Origin of the sequence: Veillonella denticariosi JCM 15641 (assembly GCF_002959855.1) — a bacterium.
Classification (GTDB): domain Bacteria; phylum Bacillota; class Negativicutes; order Veillonellales; family Veillonellaceae; genus Veillonella; species Veillonella denticariosi.
Map to the genome: position 1 here is coordinate 211,264 of NZ_PPDB01000007.1, position 18,138 is coordinate 229,401.

The 18,138-nt window shown below is 41.8% G+C and carries 18 protein-coding genes and 5 tRNA genes; 22 read left to right on the plus strand and 1 reads right to left on the minus strand.

Annotated elements, in window-relative coordinates:
- Positions 1–4: 4 nt before the first annotated feature.
- The 15 genes from VEHSUH05_RS06470 (at position 5) to VEHSUH05_RS06540 (ending at position 9,445) form a co-directional block, all read left to right on the plus strand.
- On the plus strand, positions 5–1,264 hold the full coding sequence (locus VEHSUH05_RS06470; protein ID WP_054673244.1) for a glutamate-5-semialdehyde dehydrogenase: 1,260 nt from the start codon (positions 5–7) through the stop codon (positions 1,262–1,264).
- Positions 1,265–1,403: 139 nt separating this feature from the next.
- Positions 1,404–2,018 carry a nicotinate-nucleotide adenylyltransferase gene (gene nadD / locus VEHSUH05_RS06475; protein WP_038114793.1) on the plus strand — a complete coding sequence of 205 codons (615 nt, stop codon included), beginning with the start codon at positions 1,404–1,406 and terminating at the stop codon, positions 2,016–2,018.
- Between the two features lie 3 nt (positions 2,019–2,021).
- Positions 2,022–2,591, plus strand: coding sequence for a bis(5'-nucleosyl)-tetraphosphatase (symmetrical) YqeK (yqeK, locus tag VEHSUH05_RS06480; RefSeq protein ID WP_038114795.1), 570 nt, complete (start codon positions 2,022–2,024; stop codon positions 2,589–2,591).
- Positions 2,592–2,604: 13 nt separating this feature from the next.
- Positions 2,605–3,729 (plus strand): LCP family glycopolymer transferase, encoded by a 1,125-nt coding sequence (locus VEHSUH05_RS06485; RefSeq protein WP_105091098.1) that lies wholly within the window; start codon positions 2,605–2,607, stop codon positions 3,727–3,729.
- Positions 3,730–3,738: 9 nt separating this feature from the next.
- Positions 3,739–4,101, plus strand: a complete 363-nt coding sequence (gene rsfS, locus VEHSUH05_RS06490) for a ribosome silencing factor (RefSeq protein WP_054673248.1) — start codon at positions 3,739–3,741, stop codon at positions 4,099–4,101.
- 1 nt (position 4,102) lies between these two features.
- Positions 4,103–5,005 carry a CvfB family protein gene (locus tag VEHSUH05_RS06495; protein WP_105091099.1) on the plus strand — a complete coding sequence of 301 codons (903 nt, stop codon included), beginning with the start codon at positions 4,103–4,105 and terminating at the stop codon, positions 5,003–5,005.
- A 5-nt stretch (positions 5,006–5,010) separates the two neighbouring features.
- On the plus strand, positions 5,011–6,351 hold the full coding sequence (gene trkA / locus VEHSUH05_RS06500; RefSeq protein WP_105091100.1) for a Trk system potassium transporter TrkA: 1,341 nt from the start codon (positions 5,011–5,013) through the stop codon (positions 6,349–6,351).
- A gap of 12 nt (positions 6,352–6,363) precedes the next feature.
- Positions 6,364–7,851 (plus strand): TrkH family potassium uptake protein, encoded by a 1,488-nt coding sequence (locus VEHSUH05_RS06505; protein WP_105091101.1) that lies wholly within the window; start codon positions 6,364–6,366, stop codon positions 7,849–7,851.
- 8 nt (positions 7,852–7,859) lie between these two features.
- Positions 7,860–8,456 carry an MBL fold metallo-hydrolase gene (locus tag VEHSUH05_RS06510; RefSeq protein WP_105091102.1) on the plus strand — a complete coding sequence of 199 codons (597 nt, stop codon included), beginning with the start codon at positions 7,860–7,862 and terminating at the stop codon, positions 8,454–8,456.
- 50 nt (positions 8,457–8,506) lie between these two features.
- Positions 8,507–8,582 (plus strand) — tRNA-Asp (locus VEHSUH05_RS06515).
- A gap of 4 nt (positions 8,583–8,586) precedes the next feature.
- Positions 8,587–8,662 (plus strand) — tRNA-Phe (locus VEHSUH05_RS06520).
- Between the two features lie 7 nt (positions 8,663–8,669).
- Positions 8,670–8,744, plus strand: a tRNA-Gly gene (locus VEHSUH05_RS06525).
- 9 nt (positions 8,745–8,753) lie between these two features.
- A tRNA-Cys gene (locus tag VEHSUH05_RS06530) sits at positions 8,754–8,828 on the plus strand.
- 14 nt (positions 8,829–8,842) lie between these two features.
- Positions 8,843–8,931 (plus strand) — tRNA-Leu (locus VEHSUH05_RS06535).
- Between the two features lie 61 nt (positions 8,932–8,992).
- The gene (locus VEHSUH05_RS06540) at positions 8,993–9,445 is read left to right on the plus strand and encodes a 2-thiouracil desulfurase family protein (protein WP_054673253.1); all 453 of its coding nucleotides are present in this window, start codon (positions 8,993–8,995) and stop codon (positions 9,443–9,445) included.
- A gap of 175 nt (positions 9,446–9,620) precedes the next feature.
- Here VEHSUH05_RS06540 and VEHSUH05_RS06545 read toward each other — a convergent pair whose 3' ends face one another.
- Positions 9,621–11,453: a phosphoethanolamine transferase gene (locus tag VEHSUH05_RS06545; protein ID WP_105091103.1), complete on the minus strand. Its 1,833-nt coding sequence runs from the start codon at positions 11,451–11,453 to the stop codon at positions 9,621–9,623.
- A gap of 152 nt (positions 11,454–11,605) precedes the next feature.
- Here VEHSUH05_RS06545 and VEHSUH05_RS06550 point away from each other — a divergent pair, with 152 nt between their 5' ends.
- The 7 genes from VEHSUH05_RS06550 to VEHSUH05_RS06580 are packed head-to-tail and all read left to right on the plus strand — an operon-like array spanning position 11,606 to position 18,027.
- Positions 11,606–12,337, plus strand: a complete 732-nt coding sequence (locus VEHSUH05_RS06550) for a segregation and condensation protein A (protein ID WP_105091104.1) — start codon at positions 11,606–11,608, stop codon at positions 12,335–12,337.
- Between the two features lie 12 nt (positions 12,338–12,349).
- Positions 12,350–12,859 carry an SMC-Scp complex subunit ScpB gene (gene scpB, locus VEHSUH05_RS06555; RefSeq protein WP_038114824.1) on the plus strand — a complete coding sequence of 170 codons (510 nt, stop codon included), beginning with the start codon at positions 12,350–12,352 and terminating at the stop codon, positions 12,857–12,859.
- Position 12,860: 1 nt separating this feature from the next.
- A complete protein-coding gene (locus tag VEHSUH05_RS06560) occupies positions 12,861–13,589 on the plus strand; it encodes a pseudouridine synthase (protein WP_038114826.1) in 729 nt (242 codons plus the stop codon).
- Complete coding sequence (locus VEHSUH05_RS06565; protein WP_105091105.1) at positions 13,586–14,833, plus strand: BaiN/RdsA family NAD(P)/FAD-dependent oxidoreductase; 1,248 nt, start codon at positions 13,586–13,588, stop codon at positions 14,831–14,833. The genes VEHSUH05_RS06560 and VEHSUH05_RS06565 overlap by 4 nt, the downstream gene beginning before the upstream one ends.
- Before the next feature lie 8 nt (positions 14,834–14,841).
- Positions 14,842–15,525 (plus strand): (d)CMP kinase, encoded by a 684-nt coding sequence (gene cmk / locus VEHSUH05_RS06570; protein WP_105091106.1) that lies wholly within the window; start codon positions 14,842–14,844, stop codon positions 15,523–15,525.
- Positions 15,518–16,138 carry a lysophospholipid acyltransferase family protein gene (locus tag VEHSUH05_RS06575; protein WP_038114835.1) on the plus strand — a complete coding sequence of 207 codons (621 nt, stop codon included), beginning with the start codon at positions 15,518–15,520 and terminating at the stop codon, positions 16,136–16,138. The genes cmk and VEHSUH05_RS06575 overlap by 8 nt, the downstream gene beginning before the upstream one ends.
- A complete protein-coding gene (locus VEHSUH05_RS06580; RefSeq protein WP_038114839.1) occupies positions 16,129–18,027 on the plus strand; it encodes a bifunctional 4-hydroxy-3-methylbut-2-enyl diphosphate reductase/30S ribosomal protein S1 in 1,899 nt (632 codons plus the stop codon). Before VEHSUH05_RS06575 ends, VEHSUH05_RS06580 begins: the two co-directional genes overlap by 10 nt.
- The last annotated feature ends 111 nt before the right edge of the window (positions 18,028–18,138 follow it).

The following is an 18,138-nucleotide window of genomic DNA, read 5'->3' on the forward strand; positions in this document are numbered from 1 at the left end:
TGCTATGAATCAATATGAAGAACTATGTGTCGATATGGGACAACGTGCTAAAGAAGCTTCTTATGAACTGGCTCAAATTGATCAGGATTCTTTGGATCGCGCGTTATTAGCCATTGCCGATTCTCTGGAAGCTCATATCGATGAGGTCATGGCGGCTAATGCCAGGGATCTTGACCAAGCCGTTCATTACGATGTGCCGCAAACGATGATGGATCGATTAACATTGACGCCGGAGAGAATAGCTCAGATGGCATTAGGTATCCGCCAGGTAGCTGAACTGAAAAGCCCTGTAGGGACACTACTGGAAACGATTACGAGGCCTAACGGTTTACGCATTGAAAAACGTGCTGTTCCATTTGGTGTTATCGGTATTATATTTGAAGCGCGTCCCAATGTGACTGTTGATGCCGGTGTACTCTGCTTAAAGACTTCGAATGCGACCATCTTACGGGGCGGTAAAGAAGCATTTAATACGAATCAGGTTATCGTAAACCTTATGAGAAATACATTGGAAACTCAAGGAATTACACCGGATGCGGTGCAACTGGTTGAAGTCCTTGATCGCGATATGGTGGGCACTTTATTGGAGCAAAGACAATATATCGATGTTATCATTCCTCGTGGTGGTGCCGGACTTATTCGTCGCGTTGTCAATGAAAGTAAGATTCCTGTTATTGAAACGGGTAGCGGTATATGTCACACCTTTGTTGATGAATATGCCGATCTCGACATGGCTGTACAAATTGCTGTTAATGCCAAGGTACAACGTCCATCCGTCTGTAATGCCATGGAAACCCTGCTGGTACATAAAGCGGTGGCTGATGAATTCTTGCCTCGCTTACAGGATGCACTTGAATCCTATAAGGTGCGCATCCATGGTGACCAAGATGTGGCAAAATATATGAATAACACGATTCCTCTTGAAGATATATCGTTCAGTACGGAATATAACGATTTAGATTTAAATGTGCGCATAGTCGATTCTTTAGCTGAAGCCATAGATCACATCAATCAGTATACGACGCATCACTCTGAAGCGATTATTACCGACGAGCCGATGCGTGCTACCGTATTTATGAATCTCGTGGACTGCTCTACCGTATATCATAATGCGTCCACGCGTTTTACGGACGGCTTTGAGTTCGGCTTCGGTGCGGAAATCGGCATCAGCACACAGAAATTACATGCTCGTGGACCGATGGGATTACAGGCTCTCACCTCCTATAAGTATTTTGTGTTTGGAGAAGGTCAAGTACGGTCGTGAAACAGCTATACTATCTGATAAGGGCATATTATCGTTATATTCAGACCCCGAAGGGGCGATATGAATGGATGTCCTATGGTAAGGCATTGCTCTTATTTATCATTATTTGTGTCATTGTCATAAAGGGTGTGACCTTATTATGGTAGAAAAAAGAAAGATAGGTATTATCGGAGGGACCTTTAATCCAATTCATTTGGGGCACCTCATGATTGCCGAGGTGGCATGTGAAAGCTTCGGCCTGGAAAAGGTTATCTTTGTTCCTGCCCGTATTCCACCGCATAAGCAACATGATGTTATTGACAGTCGACATCGCTATGCTATGACAGCCGCTGCGGTTATGGATAACCCTAACTTTGAAATATCCGATGTGGAAATGCATCGTGACGGGCCGTCCTATACGGTAGATACGATACACTATTTCAAGAATCTGTATGGGCCAGATGTGGAATTTTATTTTATAGCCGGAACAGATACGATTTGTGCATTACCGACGTGGAAATATATCGATGAACTACTGGAGCAGGTTCATTTTATCGGGGCTACAAGGCCGGATGGATCTGCAGATATAGATGCCGCCTTAGACGCTTTAGGACCGATAGCAAGAGACAAGGTACATCTTATGGAGGTTCCTGAAATGAGATTGTCCGCTACATATTTGCGGGAGCGCCTGCGAGAGGGAAAGACCGTTCGCTATATGCTACCTAAATGCGTAGTTGATTATATTGAAGATAATCATATTTATGAGAAGGATTGAAGTATGTTATCATTTGATGAAATTAAAGATGCGGTTAGTCGGTTGATGGGAAAAAAACGTTTTAAACATACTTTAGGTGTGGTTGAAGCGGCGACACGATTAGCTGAACGGTATGGAGTAAATCGGGATGAGGCTCGTTTGGCAGCATTGTTACATGACTGTGCTAAGGAAATGCCTTTGCAGGCTATGCAGCATCTTGTTCGGGGCAGTACTTATGATGCGGATGATGAAATGTTGCAAAACGGTGCTTTATTACATGGCCTTGCAGGGATGATACGAGCTGAGCGGGACTTCGCTGTTACGAATCGCGATGTGCTGGAAGCTATACGCGTTCATACAACGGGTAAGGTGGGGATGTCCAAATTGGATAAAATCATCTTTTTAGCCGATTATATTGAGCCTAATCGGGAGTTTCCCGGCGTAGATATGTTGCGCAAGGCGGCCGATGAGGATTTAGATACAGCGGTTTTGCTCGGCTATGATACGACCTTAAGGTATCTCCTGGATCAACAACTTTCAATTTATCCGCTGACCATCCTCGGTCGCAATGATATATTACGTTCGTGTAAATAATGGAGTATAAGTAATGGAAGAACGTGAACGAGCTCGAGCTCGCCGACGTAGACGGAGACGTCAACGACAATCAAAGGTTAAATGGACAAGACTTATTATTGTAGGAATTATTCTTATAGCTGTCCTCAGCGGTATCGGATGGGGATTGTACACCGGTGTGTCATATGTATATAGGTCGATTACGGGCTATAGCGAGAACACCGTAGAGGAGACCTCCGATAAACAAGATGTATCCACAGTATCTGTGGAGCAGAAGCGCCTTGATAAGCCTGTTTATGTTCTCGTAGTCGGTACTGATGAAAATAATCCAAGTCAAGGTGACAGTTTATTTCTGTTATCTATCAATATCGATCAGAAAACGATGGATATTATAGGTATACCAAGTAACAGCAAGATTGATAATCGGGATCAGACTGCAACGGTTATGCTGAACACTATGTATGAAAAGGGCGGTATTGAATTAACAAAAGCAGTTGTAGAGGATATGTTCCATATATCGATCCCTTACTACATCGTGGTGAATCAGGATGCTTTCAAAAAAACTAATGACGTATTAGGCGATCAGCAAATCTATGTGGAACAGAATATGGAACATTTTGATGCTAATGGTGTACAGGATATCGATTTACGTCGCGGCTATCAGACATTGAACAGTGATAAAGCTCTGGCATATTTGCGCTATTCCGATCCGAAGAACGATACATTTACACGATTACAGCGTCAGGAACGGTTTTTGAAATTATGGGTTGAGAACGAACATAATTCTTTCTTCCTTACTAATGCATGGCATATTTGGCGTGTGTGGGATTATTATGAAAGCAATATCTCCACGATGGATGCTATCAAGTTAATGTACAATGTGGGGCGCATGAATAAAGATCAGATTCATTTTTATATTCTGCCGGGTGAAAAGGAAGTTATTGAAGATAAAACGTATTGGAATATAAACCCTACAGAAGCACAACGATTGGTTGGCATTATGATGGGAACATTGCCGGCTAATGAAATGACACAGTTCATATCGGCACCGACAAACTCCACTACAAAGCGTTCCGATGATTCTGAAGATTCAAAAAAGGCGACTACAAAGCCGACAGAGCCCGGTGATGATAACAACGCTAAAAAAGAGAACCGATAAGGAGATAGAATGAAAGAAAAGAAAGATATTAAAGAAATTGTATTGCAATTAGCACAAGCCGGATTTGATAAGAAAGCAAAAGATATTACGATTTTAGATTTGGAAGGAATTTCCATGTTGGGAGATTACTTTCTTATCACCAGCGCAAATAATATCAAGCAGTCCCAAAGTATTGCCGATGAAATTGAAGATAAAGGGGCTGAACTCGGTATGACCGTCCGACATCGGGAAGGATACAGAGAGGGTGAATGGATCCTGTTGGATTTCGGCGATATTATTTGTCATATTTTTGGCGGAAGCGAATTGCGTGAGTTCTATGGTTTAGAAGAACTGTGGAATGATGCTCAGCGAGTTCCGTTTGAAGGAGTTTAAAATGGCGACGGAATTGTTGGAAAATACGATTGCCACATTAAAAGTACTGCGTACTAGTGACCAGGGTGCCTTTTTAGATGGACAAACGGGGAATACCAACGATGATATTCTATTGCACAAGGATCAGCAAACGATGCCTGTTGCGATTGGTGATGAAGTAGAGGTATTTCTATATCGGGATCCGAAAGGGCGTTTAACGGCATCGATGCGTTTACCGGCTATGAAGGTTGGTCAGATCGGTTATGTAGAGGTGATTAATACGACGAATTTCGGCTGTTTCGTCGAGGTCGGCACAGAGCGTGGAATTTTTATGCCTCACGCTGAAATGCGTGGTCGTCCACAAATCGGTGAAAAGGTTTGGGTCCGTCTGTATACGGATAAATCCGGACGCATGGCTGTATCCATGGATGTGGATGACGAAATGCGTCGCGCTTCTAAAGCGGCTACGGAGGCCGTTGTGGGACAGATGGTAAAGGGGGCTATCTATAATTTGACAAGCGATGGGGCCTTTTTTATTACGCCGGAGCGATGGATTGCATTTTTGCACCGCTCGGAAATGACCAGAAAATTAAAGGTGGGCGAGATGGTTGAAGGTCGTATTACATTCAAACGTGACGACGGACGTATCAATGTATCAATGCGACCTATAAAGGAAAAAGCCATCGTATCGGATGGAGATATTATTATGGAATATCTCCTTAACCGAGGAGGTAAAATGCCTTATAGTGATGAGTCGTCCTCGATGTTAATCAAAGATAAATTTAACATCAGCAAGGCGGCTTTCAAACGGGCATTGGGCCATTTGATGAAGGAAAAGAAGATTATTCAAGAGGATGGTTGGACCTTACTTACAGACATCGGTCGTTCATCTCTCGCAGGTAATGAGTCACAAGACAAGGAATAAAGGCGATGAAAATTGTCATTGTAGGGGCCGGTAAGGTCGGCTATTCATTAGCACAACGATTGCTTCAGGATGATCATGATGTATATGTAATCGACAAATCACCGGAACGCATTAACAATCTTGAAAGCACTTTGGATGTCAGTTTAGTCCAGGGGAATGGCAGTGATTTACAACTGCTCAATGAAATCGACATGTCTGATGTGGGCATGTTTATTGCCGTAACGGATTCGGATGAAGTAAATATGCTGTCTTGTGCAGTGGCTAAAATCATGGGCGTGCCTACGACTATTGCCCGTGTACGGGATAATAATCTGGCTGAACATATGGATGACGATATGAAATTCAAGCTGGGCGTAGATCTATTTATCAATCCTGAGATGGTTACAGCGCAGGAATTGTTGCGAATTCTTGAAACTCCGTCTGCCATTGACGTGGAGGAATTCGGACAGGGGGCTGTGCGTCTTATGGAATTCAAACTGAATGATGAGGTACCGATAGTGGGGCGTGCACTGAAGGATATTCAATTTCCTGAGGGGGTTCTGCTCGTAGGTATTCTAAGATATGGGGAAATGATTATTCCCCATGGTGAAAGCCAGCTGCAACCCGGCGACAGCGTATTCTTTTTAGGCCTTAAAGAAGGGATTGAAACGGTAGAAAATCAATGGTTTCATAATCATACGGCTTTTTACAAACGCGCTGTCATCATCGGCGCAGGTTTATTGGGGCGAAATTTGACTGTACTATTAGAACAGGCCGGCTTTTCCGTTAAGATTATTGAGAAAAATTTTGAACGATGCGAACAGTTAGCGGCTCAAGTCGATAGAGCGATGGTCATCAATGGTGATGGTACCGATTTTGACCTGCTTGAAGCCGAAGAAATTGCGGATAGTGATGTTATCATCGCATTGACGGATGATGATAAACTGAATCTGTTGGTGGCCCTTGTAGGAAAACATATGGGTATTCCTAAAACTGTTGTTCGCGTAGGTCGCCCTGAGTATATTATGCTTATGGAGCAGGTCGGTATTGACGTCGTATTTTCTCCGCGCCTCTTGACAGCAGGGCAAATTTTGCGCTTTGTTCGCAGCGGAGAAGGTGTTGTATCTATTTCCACCTTTGAAGGAGGTAAGGCGGAATCTATTGAAATCGCTATTACCGATGAATCTCCGGTGGCAGGCAAACAGTTAAAGGATATACGCCTCCCCGGAAAAGCTTTGGTCGGTGTTATCTTACGCGGTGATGAAGCCATTGTTCCTCGCGGTGACACGAGGATTCTTGATGGTGATCATATCATTATGTTTACCTTACCTGAATCGGTAAGTAAATTACTTAAGTATCTCACGTAGTCTGGAGGGTCTATGCGCATTCAAATCGTCATGTCTTTGGTGGGCAAGCTACTTTATATTTACGGGGTATTTACGATAATTCCCTTTATATATGGCATAGCATTTGAAACTGCATACTGGTCATTTCTAATTACTACCGGTCTTTCCGTAGTACTGGGGGCGGTTCTTGTTCGCTATGGTCGTGACAGTCAAAATTTCAGTTTGCGTGACGGCTTTCTTGTAGTATCTTCCATTTGGATTCTAACGATTATTTTAGGGGCCATTCCCTTTCTAGGCAGTGGAATACTTACGAATGGTTTTGATGCCCTTTTTGAAGCTACATCCGGTATCACGGCTACGGGCGCTACTATAATTTATAATGTTGATGAGCTGCCGGATACGTTTATTCTTTGGCGCGGTTTAATGCACTGGATCGGCGGGATGGGAATTATCGTTTTAATTCTTTCCTTTCTAAAAAATTTAGGTGCTGATGCAGCTCATTTCTTTAATGCCGAAGCATCTGTACCTAAGGTAGGCGTGGTGATGCCTCGTGTACAATCTATAGCTTTGAAATTATGGCAGTTATATGTGGTGTTTACCGTATTATGCTTCCTTATGTTATGGGCGGGAGGACTAAGTCCTTTTGATGCATTAAATTATGCGTTCTCCATCATTTCTACGGGCGGATTTACTCCGACTACGGCAGGTGCATTTATTTATGAGCAGAACAATTACATTTGCTTTGTGTTTATATTCTTTATGATTCTTGCAGGTGGTAATTTTGCTATATATTACGGGGCATTGCAACGGGGAATAGGGGTTCTTTTACATGATTTTGAAACCCGCATGTATTGGCTCGTTTTATTTATTGGTATTGCAGTTACGGCAATATCGTTAGCATGGCATTCTGGCTATACTGATCCATTGCAGATCGTTCGGGATTCGGCATTTAATCTGGTGTCTTTACAGACCGGGAGCGGATTTGCTGTCAGCGATTATGATTTATGGCCGGCAGCAGCGCAAATGATGCTGTTCATTTGTACTTTTTTTGGAGGCTGCAGCGGATCTACTACAGGGGGCATAAAGATTATTCGGCTTATCACTCTTATTAAGAGCAGTATTCTGTATTTACGTAAATCAATTCATCCCGATATGGTACAGGTTGTGCGCATCAATGGTAAGCCGATGCCGGAAAAAGCGATTCAGATGACACAACAGTTTATATTCCTTTATTTGTTGATCTATGTAGGCTCCGCCTTTTTAATGACATGTACGGGATTGACGACTTATGATGCATTACAGGTTGTTACCGCATTCGTAAGCAATGTAGGCTTAGGCTTTGGCGGATTTGGTCCGACTGATTCGTTTGCTGTTATGCCGAATACGGCTAAATTAATCGCATCTGTTGATATGCTATTAGGTCGTCTGGAATTATTTACTATTCTCGTTATGTTACACCCCCAATTCTGGGAAGGTTATTTTATCAAGAAAGAACCTCTTAAACGCTATAAAATTCTTTAGGAGGAACGATGCAGATTATAAAACGTCCGCTAGGGTTATATAAGGCTAACTGTTATGTATTGATTCAAGATGGAAAATCTCTAATCATCGATCCCGGTTTTCATAGTCATCATATAATCGATATGGTAGGGGATTCACAGCCTTTAGCCGTATTATTAACACATGGCCATTGTGATCACGTATCCGCTTTGGATGATATCTGTGAGCATTACCATATTCCTGCGTATTTGCATCCGGAAGATCAGGAGTTGCTACAGCTCATTAGAAGACGCCCCAGTGTATATAAAAAAAAGATGTATACCGACTGTGAAGATCTGTTGCCCGGTAAGTTGAATTTAGATCCTTTTACGATAACTGTGCATCATACGCCGGGGCATAGTGCCGGATCTGTTTGCCTTGAAATAGGTGAATACCTTTTTACGGGGGACACTCTCTTCAAGCAAAATGTGGGAAATACGGACAATTATAATGGCAATGCATCACAGTTATTGGCGAGTATACGCTACCTTTTATCATTGCCTAAAAACCTGATAGTTGAGCCCGGACATAAGGATTCTACGACCTTGCGGAATGAAGAACGTTTTATGAAAAATCTTTTGTTATAGTGTTGACAAATATTGTGATAACCGATATACTAATCAAGTACTTTGGATAAGGCCCCGTGGTGTAGCGGTTAACATGTCGCCCTGTCACGGCGAAGATCGTCAGTTCAAATCTGATCGGGGTCGCCATCATGCCTCGGTAGCTCAGTCGGTAGAGCAACGGACTGAAAATCCGTGTGTCGACAGTTCGATTCTGTCCTGAGGCACCATGTACATGCGGGAATAGCTCAGTGGTAGAGCATCGCCTTGCCAAGGCGGGGGTCGCGAGTTCGAATCTCGTTTCCCGCTCCAATTTTATATGGCGGCATAGCCAAGCGGTAAGGCAGAGGTCTGCAAAACCTTTATTCCCCAGTTCGATTCTGGGTGCCGCCTCCACAAACGTCATCCATGCCGGGGTGGCGGAACAGGCAGACGCAACGGACTTAAAATCCGTCGGTTGGAAACAACCGTACCGGTTCGATTCCGGTCCTCGGCACCATTAGACTAACTTAGGTTAGTCTTTTTTATTTTATATGAAAATTATCTTATAGGGGATATTTATGAAGAGAAAAATTAATCTATTGATCAGTGAATGTCTCTGCGGAGTGCCTTGCCGCTATGATGGAAAGGATAATGCACTTCCTTGCCTTAAAGAGTTAGAAGCTTCATTTAACTTAATTCCTGTTTGTCCGGAGGTATTGGGCGGGTTAGATACGCCGAGACAGCCGGCGGAACGATGCGGTTCCAATATTTGTACTTGTGATGGTACCGATGTAACGGATGCATTTTTGAATGGAGCACAGCTCGTATTAGATATGGCATTACAGAATAGTTGCAAGGTTGCCTTAATGAAAGCGAAAAGTCCCAGCTGCGGATATAAACGCATTTACGACGGTACTTTTACGAGAACCCTTACAAATGGACATGGTGTGACTGTGGAACGTTTATTGCATCATGACATTGAGATTTATACGGAAGATGATATTCTCGATTTATTAGAAAAATATAAGTAATATAGAAGTATTGAAAATCATATATACTATTCAATATAATTTGGATTTATCTAAAATTATTTACAGATAAACAGCCTCCTAAGGTTGATAGCTATTTACGATTTTGCGGTAAATAGTGCCAACCTTAGGAGGCTGTTGTTTATATATATGCAATTAATATAAAATTAATATAAAATCATTTGCCTGCATTTGCTGGGTCGTTTGTTAGGGGTTGATCTCCGAGCAGGGTAGTAAGGTTATGCAAATTGAAACGATACTTGCTGTTACTGAAATCCCGCTGCGGATCATATCTTTGACTTGGTGCATGCATGAGCCCTACCAAGGTGTCGTAGAGTAAATCATTTGTGAAATACTGATGTTCATGACTATTGAGCGCTGATACCGTTTGTGGATAGGTAGCGCGATATTGAGGAGATAAATAGATCCAGAATGGTATATGCGTCATGATAAAGTCGAATGTGTCTGGATTGTGAGATTTATCGAGACTTTCACCATGATCGGAAAAATATACCATAGCCTGAAGATTCAGTTTCTCCTTACCATATGTATAAATTTGCTGTAATAGCCAATCCGTATAGAGTTGACTGTTCGCATAGGCTTCCTGTCCGTCAGGATAAGGACCTTGTTTCCATTTACTGAATTCATGAGGATAACGGTCATTATAATAAATATGGCTGCCCATGATATGAATGACGATAAAATTATTTTTGGTAGGATCCACGGTCTTGAGTAATGGCAATAACGCTTCATCGTAGCGATCCGAGAATGCATAGGATTCATGCGCCCATTTCGTCGTATCTGCTGTTTTCGCCATTAACGAGATCGCCGTATCATATTCTCCGAATACACCTTGATTACTGAACCAGGATGTAGTGTATCCCGCTTTTTTAGCAATGTCTAAAATATTGGCGGAATCGAGGAATGGTCGATCATCGTATTGATTGCGCTCAGATAGGGCGCGTTCCAGGCTCGGAACGGTCTGTACATAGGATGAATATGCATTATCAAAGAAGATAAAGTCTTTGTTATCCGCATACATAGCGCCCTGCCAAGGTGTATCATCATAAGGAAAAGCGGGATTATACATTTTCATATAATCTCGAGAGCTCGATTCACCGATGACGAGGATGATTGTGCCCGGTGTTTCTTTAGCAGCCGTATCGGTTGAATCCAAATTGAAAGAATCAAAGACAAGATGATGATTATCATTATATTGCTGCATTTGTTTTACATAATCACCGGCTGAAATCCAATTGGCTACGATACAAGTTTTGGGAAATAAAAAGAATGGCACGTATACGAGAAATGCGGCTATCGAGGCGATGAGCAATGCGGATCGCATAGGTCGTGTCGTGTTGAGATTTACTACATATTTCATGCCCAGATTGGACCAATATAATAAATATGTCCAAAGGATTAGACCGATTCCGACGGCTATTAGGCCTGGGATGCCGGCGGCATTTTTAAGAAATCCGAAGGCTTCCTCTGGATTAGTCATATATACTGCGAGGAGGCTGGCCGGAGTCAAACAATGCCAAGTTGTCATGTAGTAGCTGATTTGTAGGAACGGAATGAGACTTAGTATCATGGTGATGATAGCCATGATAAATGATGTCGTTTTATGGAATCGATTAGTCTGGGTGATTAGAAATTGAATTCCTGAAAACCCCATAAAGATGAGAAGACCGAAGAGAAAATCATTGGCAAATTCATAAAAATATAGAGGCTTTACGTAGGACCAGTGGAATAGCAACGGAAAGGTCAATGCCCATAGAATACCGACTAATCCATATCCCAAAAACGGGCGATGAAACACGGTACAGCCCATAAAATATTGAAATAAAAATGTACCTACAATAGTAGGCACAGCTAAAATTGTAATATCTTCTACATCTAATCCTAATGTAATCGGTTCGTAGATGATGTACAGTACAATATATAACAAAATGCCTATAATACCAAAGCGAAAAATAGGATTACGTCCTATTTGCTTTATCATGGATGACATAATACGGCCTCTCTTACAAGAAAATAATAATATATAATAACTACTCTAATAAAGATAGCAGATGAATGCAAAAAAAACAATTATTTGAAAGTACTATGATAAATGCTTTATAATTATATAGTTAAATATATTATTTCTGAGGATTGGGGATTATGGGCGATTATAATTACAAGCTGGACGTTTTTGAAGGCCCTCTTGATTTGCTGTTGCATCTCATCGAAAAACATAAAATAGATATCACCGATATTCCTATCGTCGAGATTACGAGCCAATACTTGGAATATCTGGATAATTGGAATCATTTTGATATTTATTACAGCAGTGAATTCCTCGTTATGGCATCCACATTATTGCAAATTAAATCACGAATGCTGCTACCTAAGGCAGACCCGGAACCGGACGAGGCGGAAGATCCTCGGGATGAACTGGTGGCTAAGTTAGTGGAGTTTAAAAAGATTAAAGACTTCACAGCTCTACTTATGGAACGCACGTCCACATCTTCCGACTGTTTTAGCCGCCCCGAAGAAACCAGTGTGCTGGGATTAGATAATGTTTATAATTTTGAACTTTCACAGTTGTATCAAATCTTTTATCAAACATTGAAACGTGCAAAGGAAATATCTGACGAAGAGCCTTTACATGAAGTTAAAGTGGAAAAGGACACGTATAGTTTAGAGGATATGATTTTGTCTTTGTCCAGCCGTATTCGCCGTGGTGAAAGCCTTTATTTTAGAGAATTACTCATAGCTATTGAGACGAAGAGCGGTATGGTTACAATATTCATGGCCGTCCTGGAGTTACTTAAACAGCAAGTGATGGAAATGCGGAGTGAAGGTGAAGATGAAGATATTATCTTTACAGCAACCGTAGGACAAAATTTGTAGAAAGGGGATACTATGTCGTTACCGACAAAGCATTTAGAGGCTGTTTTATTTTCTGCTGCGAAACCGATATCCCAGGATATGTTGGCGGATGTTTTCGAGCTTTCAGAACAGGAAATATCTGATTATATTAAATCATTACAATCTGAATTGGAATTGAATGATCGGGGGATACGTGTTCGTGTATCCGGTGCCGGTGTAGAATTGGTGAGTGTCAGTGAATCAGCACCGTATGTGGGACATATCCGCAAGCGGGAAGATAAATTGTCGAATGCGGCGATGGAAACATTGGCTGTTATCGCTTATAAGCAGCCTATTACAAAGGCGGAAATTGAAGAAGTCCGCGGGGTTAATAGCGATAAAATCATCAAACAGTTGCTTACCAGATCTCTCATTGCTGAGCTGGGTCATAAGGATACGGTAGGGAGACCAATTTTATATGGCACGACAGATGAGTTTTTGCGCAGTGCCGGTGTCGAATCGATAGATGCACTGCATCAGGAAGTATCGGAAACAGAAGGGTAATATGGAACGATTACAGAAATATATTGCCAGTTGTGGTATTGCATCACGACGTAAGGCGGAGGCGTTGATCACAGAAGGACATGTTCAGGTTAATGGCCGTAAAGTGACGGAGCTAGGCGTAAAAATCGATCCGCAAAAGGATCGTGTCAAGGTAGATGGTCAATTATTGGCACAAGAAAAACCGGTATATTATTTATTGAATAAGCCTAAGGGGGTCATCACATCCGTATCGGATCCGCAGGGTAGAGAAACCGTGTTGGATTATATAAAAAATGAGTCGAAACGTATTTATCCTGTAGGTCGTCTCGATTTATATACGGAAGGATTATTATTGCTTACCAATGATGGAGAGTTGGCGCAGAATTTGACACATCCTTCAAAAGGTGTAGAAAAAACGTATGAAGTTCGTATTAAAGGTCGAGTACGCGATGAAGATTTACAAATCATTGCGAACGGTGTCAATCTTGAAGACGGTATGACCGCACCGGCTACGATTATAGATCTGGGCTTTGATGATCATAACGGGGTTCATGAGGTGGAGATTACAATTCACGAAGGAAAGAACCGTCAGGTACGACGCATGTTTGAGCATTTCGGCTATCGTATTCACAATTTAAAGCGCATCGCTTATGGGGGACTTACGTTAGGCGGTGTAAAGAGAGGCGGTTCGCGAGAGTTGACGTCTCGCGAGGTGAAAGCTTTAAAAGCGTTGGGGTCTGATAAGAAATGAAGCAGATCATTGTTATTGGAGGCGGTGCAGCAGGATTGATGGCGGCGGTTATCGCCGGTCGTGAAGGCGCTCGTGTCATACTGTTAGAAAAAATGAATATGGTCGGTAAGAAAATGGGAATTACCGGTAAGGGCCGTTGCAATATCACTAATAACGCTGATATGGTTGAATTTATAAAGAATACACCGGGAAACGGTAAGTTTTTATACAGCGCTTATGAGCATTTCAGTAATGAAGATTTATTGGAGTTGTTACATAGTTGGGGCCTTAAGACAAAAGTTGAACGCGGCGGTCGCGTCTTTCCTGAGTCGGATTCCGCTTTGGACGTACGTGATACGTTCATGAAAGTTCTTAAAAAGTATCATGTTCAAGTTCGACTAAATGAGCCCGTAAGAGAAATTACGGTTCAGGATGGCCGTGTTATTGGTGTGCGAACCGATAAAGAACGATACGCATGTGATGCGGCTATTTTATGTACAGGCGGTGCTTCCTATCCGTTGACTGGTTCTACCGGAGACGGTTATATACTGGCGGAACAAATCGGGCATACGGTAACAGATATCAGACCTTCCTTGGTACCGATCGTGACTGATGAAACATGGGTTAAGGATATCATGGGCCTTAGCTTGCGTAATGTAGAGGTATCGGTTATTTCGAAAAATAAGATACAGGCGAAGCAGTTTGGAGAAATGATGTTTACACATTTCGGTATTACGGGACCCACTATTTTATCGCTCAGTCATACGGTGGGAAAATTATTACGCAAAAAAGATCCTCAAATCTCTATAGAGATTAATTTAAAGCCCGCTTTGACACCGGATGTATTGGATAAGCGTGTACAAAAAGATTTTGATTTATATTCAAAGAAGCAATTAACGAATGGGATGAAGGATTTGTTGCCGCAAAATTTAATACCTGTCGTTATACGATTAGCAGAATTAGATCCTGCAAAGCCCGTTAATCAAATTACGAGGGACGAACGTCAACGGCTATGTCATGTGTTACAACATATGACATTGACTGTAAAAGGGCTTCGTCCCGTGGAGGAGGCTATTGTTACAGCCGGCGGACTATCATTAAAAGAATTTAATCCTAAAACGATGGAATCAAAATTGATTCAAGGGTTATATGGTGCCGGTGAAGTGCTTGATATCGATGCTTTCACGGGCGGATATAATTTACAGGCCGCCTTTTCTACGGGCTATGTCGCGGCTATGCACGCTGTTCATGGAGATGAGGAATAGAGGTTATTATGAGTTTGAAAAAAATTGCTGTTGCCATTGACGGTCCTGCAGGGGCCGGTAAAAGTAGTATTTCAAAAGTTGTGGCAAAGCAACTGGGATATTTATATATAGATACGGGCGCCATGTATCGCTCCGTTACGTGGGCTGTTTTACATGACGGTATAGATCCTACTGATCAGGCGGCGGTGGAGACCATCCTTCCAACTCTAGAGTTAACGATGGAACCGGGCAATGATGCCTGTAAGGTGTTTGTACGGGGCCAAGAGGTGACCGACCTTATTCGTACGCCTCAAGTAAACAATGCCGTTTCCGAAGTAGCTTCCCATAAAGGGGTACGTCAATATCTGGTAGAACGTCAACGTCTTTTGGCGGATGAAGGGGGCGTCATCCTTGACGGTCGCGATATCGGTTCCGTAGTCTTACCTGATGCGGAATTAAAAATATATCTAACCGCTTCTGTGAAAGCACGTGCGAAACGCAGATGGCTTGAAGTGCAGGGAACAGCTAACGAACAATCTTTGGATGAGATAACTAAGAACGTAGAGCGCCGGGACGAGATGGATAAGAATCGTGAGGAATCTCCATTAGTGTGTGTCGACGATGCGGTAGTAATAGACTCTAGTGATATGACATTTGATGAAACGGTGAATCGTATATTGCAGTTGGTACAGGAGATAATTAATCATGAATAGATTTTCCACCTGGCTATGGCGTACTGCTTTTTGGTTACGCTATAAAGTCGGATACGGGTTAAAAGTTTATGGGCGCAATAATTTCCCTATGGAAGGACCTGTTATCGTTGTGCCGAATCACATGAGTAATAATGATCCGTGCATAGTCGGATATGCATTACCAAGACACGTGCATTTTATGGCCAAACAGGAATTGTTTGTTAATCCGATTTCAAGATTCCTTTGTACCTGGCTTGGTGCATTTCCTTTGAATCGTGGCGCTATTGATAAGGTTGCTATTCGACATGCGTTAGGATTACTGAAAGCGAATAAGGTCCTCGGTATTTTTGCGGAAGGAAATCGACAAAAAAGCGGTAAACTGGGCAGATTTCATGACGGTGCGGCTTCTATCGCTCTTCGCACCGGTATAGGTATCGTTCCCGTAGCTATTATCGGATCGCATAATATGCAACGGGGAAGGGTAGCTTGTATTATTGGTGAACAGATTTCTGTAGAAAAAGCAAAACCGACACCTGAGGCTATTCAAGAGGTAAATGATCGTGTAAAAGGTGAAATCCAACGCATGATAGATTCATATCACGGTAATTCTATTCAGGAGATATTATGGAAATAATTTTGGCGGAAAATCACGGCTTTTGTTATGGTGTAAAACGGGCTGTTGAAATGGCGGATGATGCGGCTAATCATTGTGGAAAGAGTTATACATTAGGCCCTATTATTCATAACCCTCAAGTTGTGGGCCGCCTTGAAAGAAGAGGTGTCAGTCCTGTTCAGGCTGTATCGGATATCGAAGAGGGGACTATGATTATCCGCTCTCACGGTGTGGGGCCGGCTGTCTATGATGAAGCCGAAGAAAAAGGTCTTAATGTTGTAGATGCTACGTGTCCATATGTAAAAAAAGCACAACAGGATGCGAAATCCGTCATTGAAGATGGAATGACTTTAGTGATTTTAGGTGAAAAGAACCATCCTGAGGTCAAAAGTATTAATTTATGGGCAGATAACAAAGGAATAATCATCGAAGATGAGGAATCCGCTGAAAAATTACAAATTGTGGAAAAAATGGGCGTTGTTGTACAAACAACCTTTTCACAATTTAAATTTAACAGTATAATAGACATATTAGAGAAAAAATCTAAGAATCTTAAGGTTTTCAAAACGATTTGTAATGCAACGCAAGAACGACAGAACTCTGCCGTTGAATTAGCTCGTAGTGTTGATCTTATGATTGTGATAGGCGGTAAAAATAGCGGTAACACAAACCGATTGGCAGAGGTATGTCGTGACGTTGGATGTATAACCTATCACATTGAAACCTCTACTGAATTACAACTGGAATGGTTTGACCGAGTACAGACGGTAGGGGTAACAGCAGGAGCATCGACTCCCGACTGGATTATTAAGGAGGTCATTGAGACAATGAAAGATTTTGCAGAATTATTAGCAGCAGAAGGTCAAGAAGAATTTAAGAAAGGGAATGTTGTAGAAGGTACAGTTGTTCAAGTTGAAGATGAACGTGCATATGTATCTTTTGGCTATAAAACAGAAGCCATTTTGAATAGAACTGAAATTTCTTATCCAGCACCAGAATCTGCCAAAGATGTGTTAAAGAATGGTGATGAAATTAAAGCAGTTATCATGAATCACATCAAAGAAGATAATCCTATTTATCTTTCCATGACTCGCTTGGCTAAAGATGAAGATTGGCAATACGTTATCGAAGCACAAGAAAAAGATGAAACCATCCTATGTAAAGGTATTGATGCTATTCCAGCAGGTTTGGTAGTAACCGTTAAATCCCTTCGTGGTTTCATTCCATTGTCCCAAGGTGATGTTCACTTTGTAAAATCTTTGGACAACTTGGTTGGCACAGAATTCGAAGCTAAAGTACTTGAAATCGATGAAAAGAAAAACCGTTTGGTTCTTTCCCGTCGTGCCGTATTGGAAGTAGAACGTCAAGCTAAATTAGCTGAAGCATTGAAAAATATCACCGTTGGTGAAAACTATACAGGTGTTGTTCGCAAAATTATGCCTTATGGTGCTTTCGTAGATATCGGAGGTATTGAAGGTTTACTTCATATTTCCGACATCTCTTGGCAAAAAATTAAAAAAGTGGAAGATGTTCTTTCCGTTGGTCAAGAAATCGAAGTTAAATTACAATCCTTTGATGCTGAAAGCAATAAATTATCCTTGTCCTTGAAAGCTTTGACTAAGAGCCCATGGGACGTGGCGGAAGAAACATTGCATGTAGGCGATGTTATTACAGGTAAAGTTGTCCGTTTGGTTGCTTACGGTGCATTCGTAGCAGTTAACGACGACATTCAAGGTTTACTTCATATCTCTCAAATTACAAAACAACGTAATGCGAAAGTTGAAGATTACTTGAACCGTGGTCAAGAAGTTGAAGTTAAAATTATTTCTCTTAATAAAGATGAAAAGAAATTGGGTTTGGCATTAACTGAATTGATGGAAGCAAAAGAAACTGCAGAAGACGCTGAATAATTCATTGTCTAATAGAAGGCTAACCAAGGTTTTCCTTGGTTAGCCTTTTTGCGTACTGTATGGGGAATATGATAAAATATTATAATGTATTATAGTTGATAATGAGGTGAA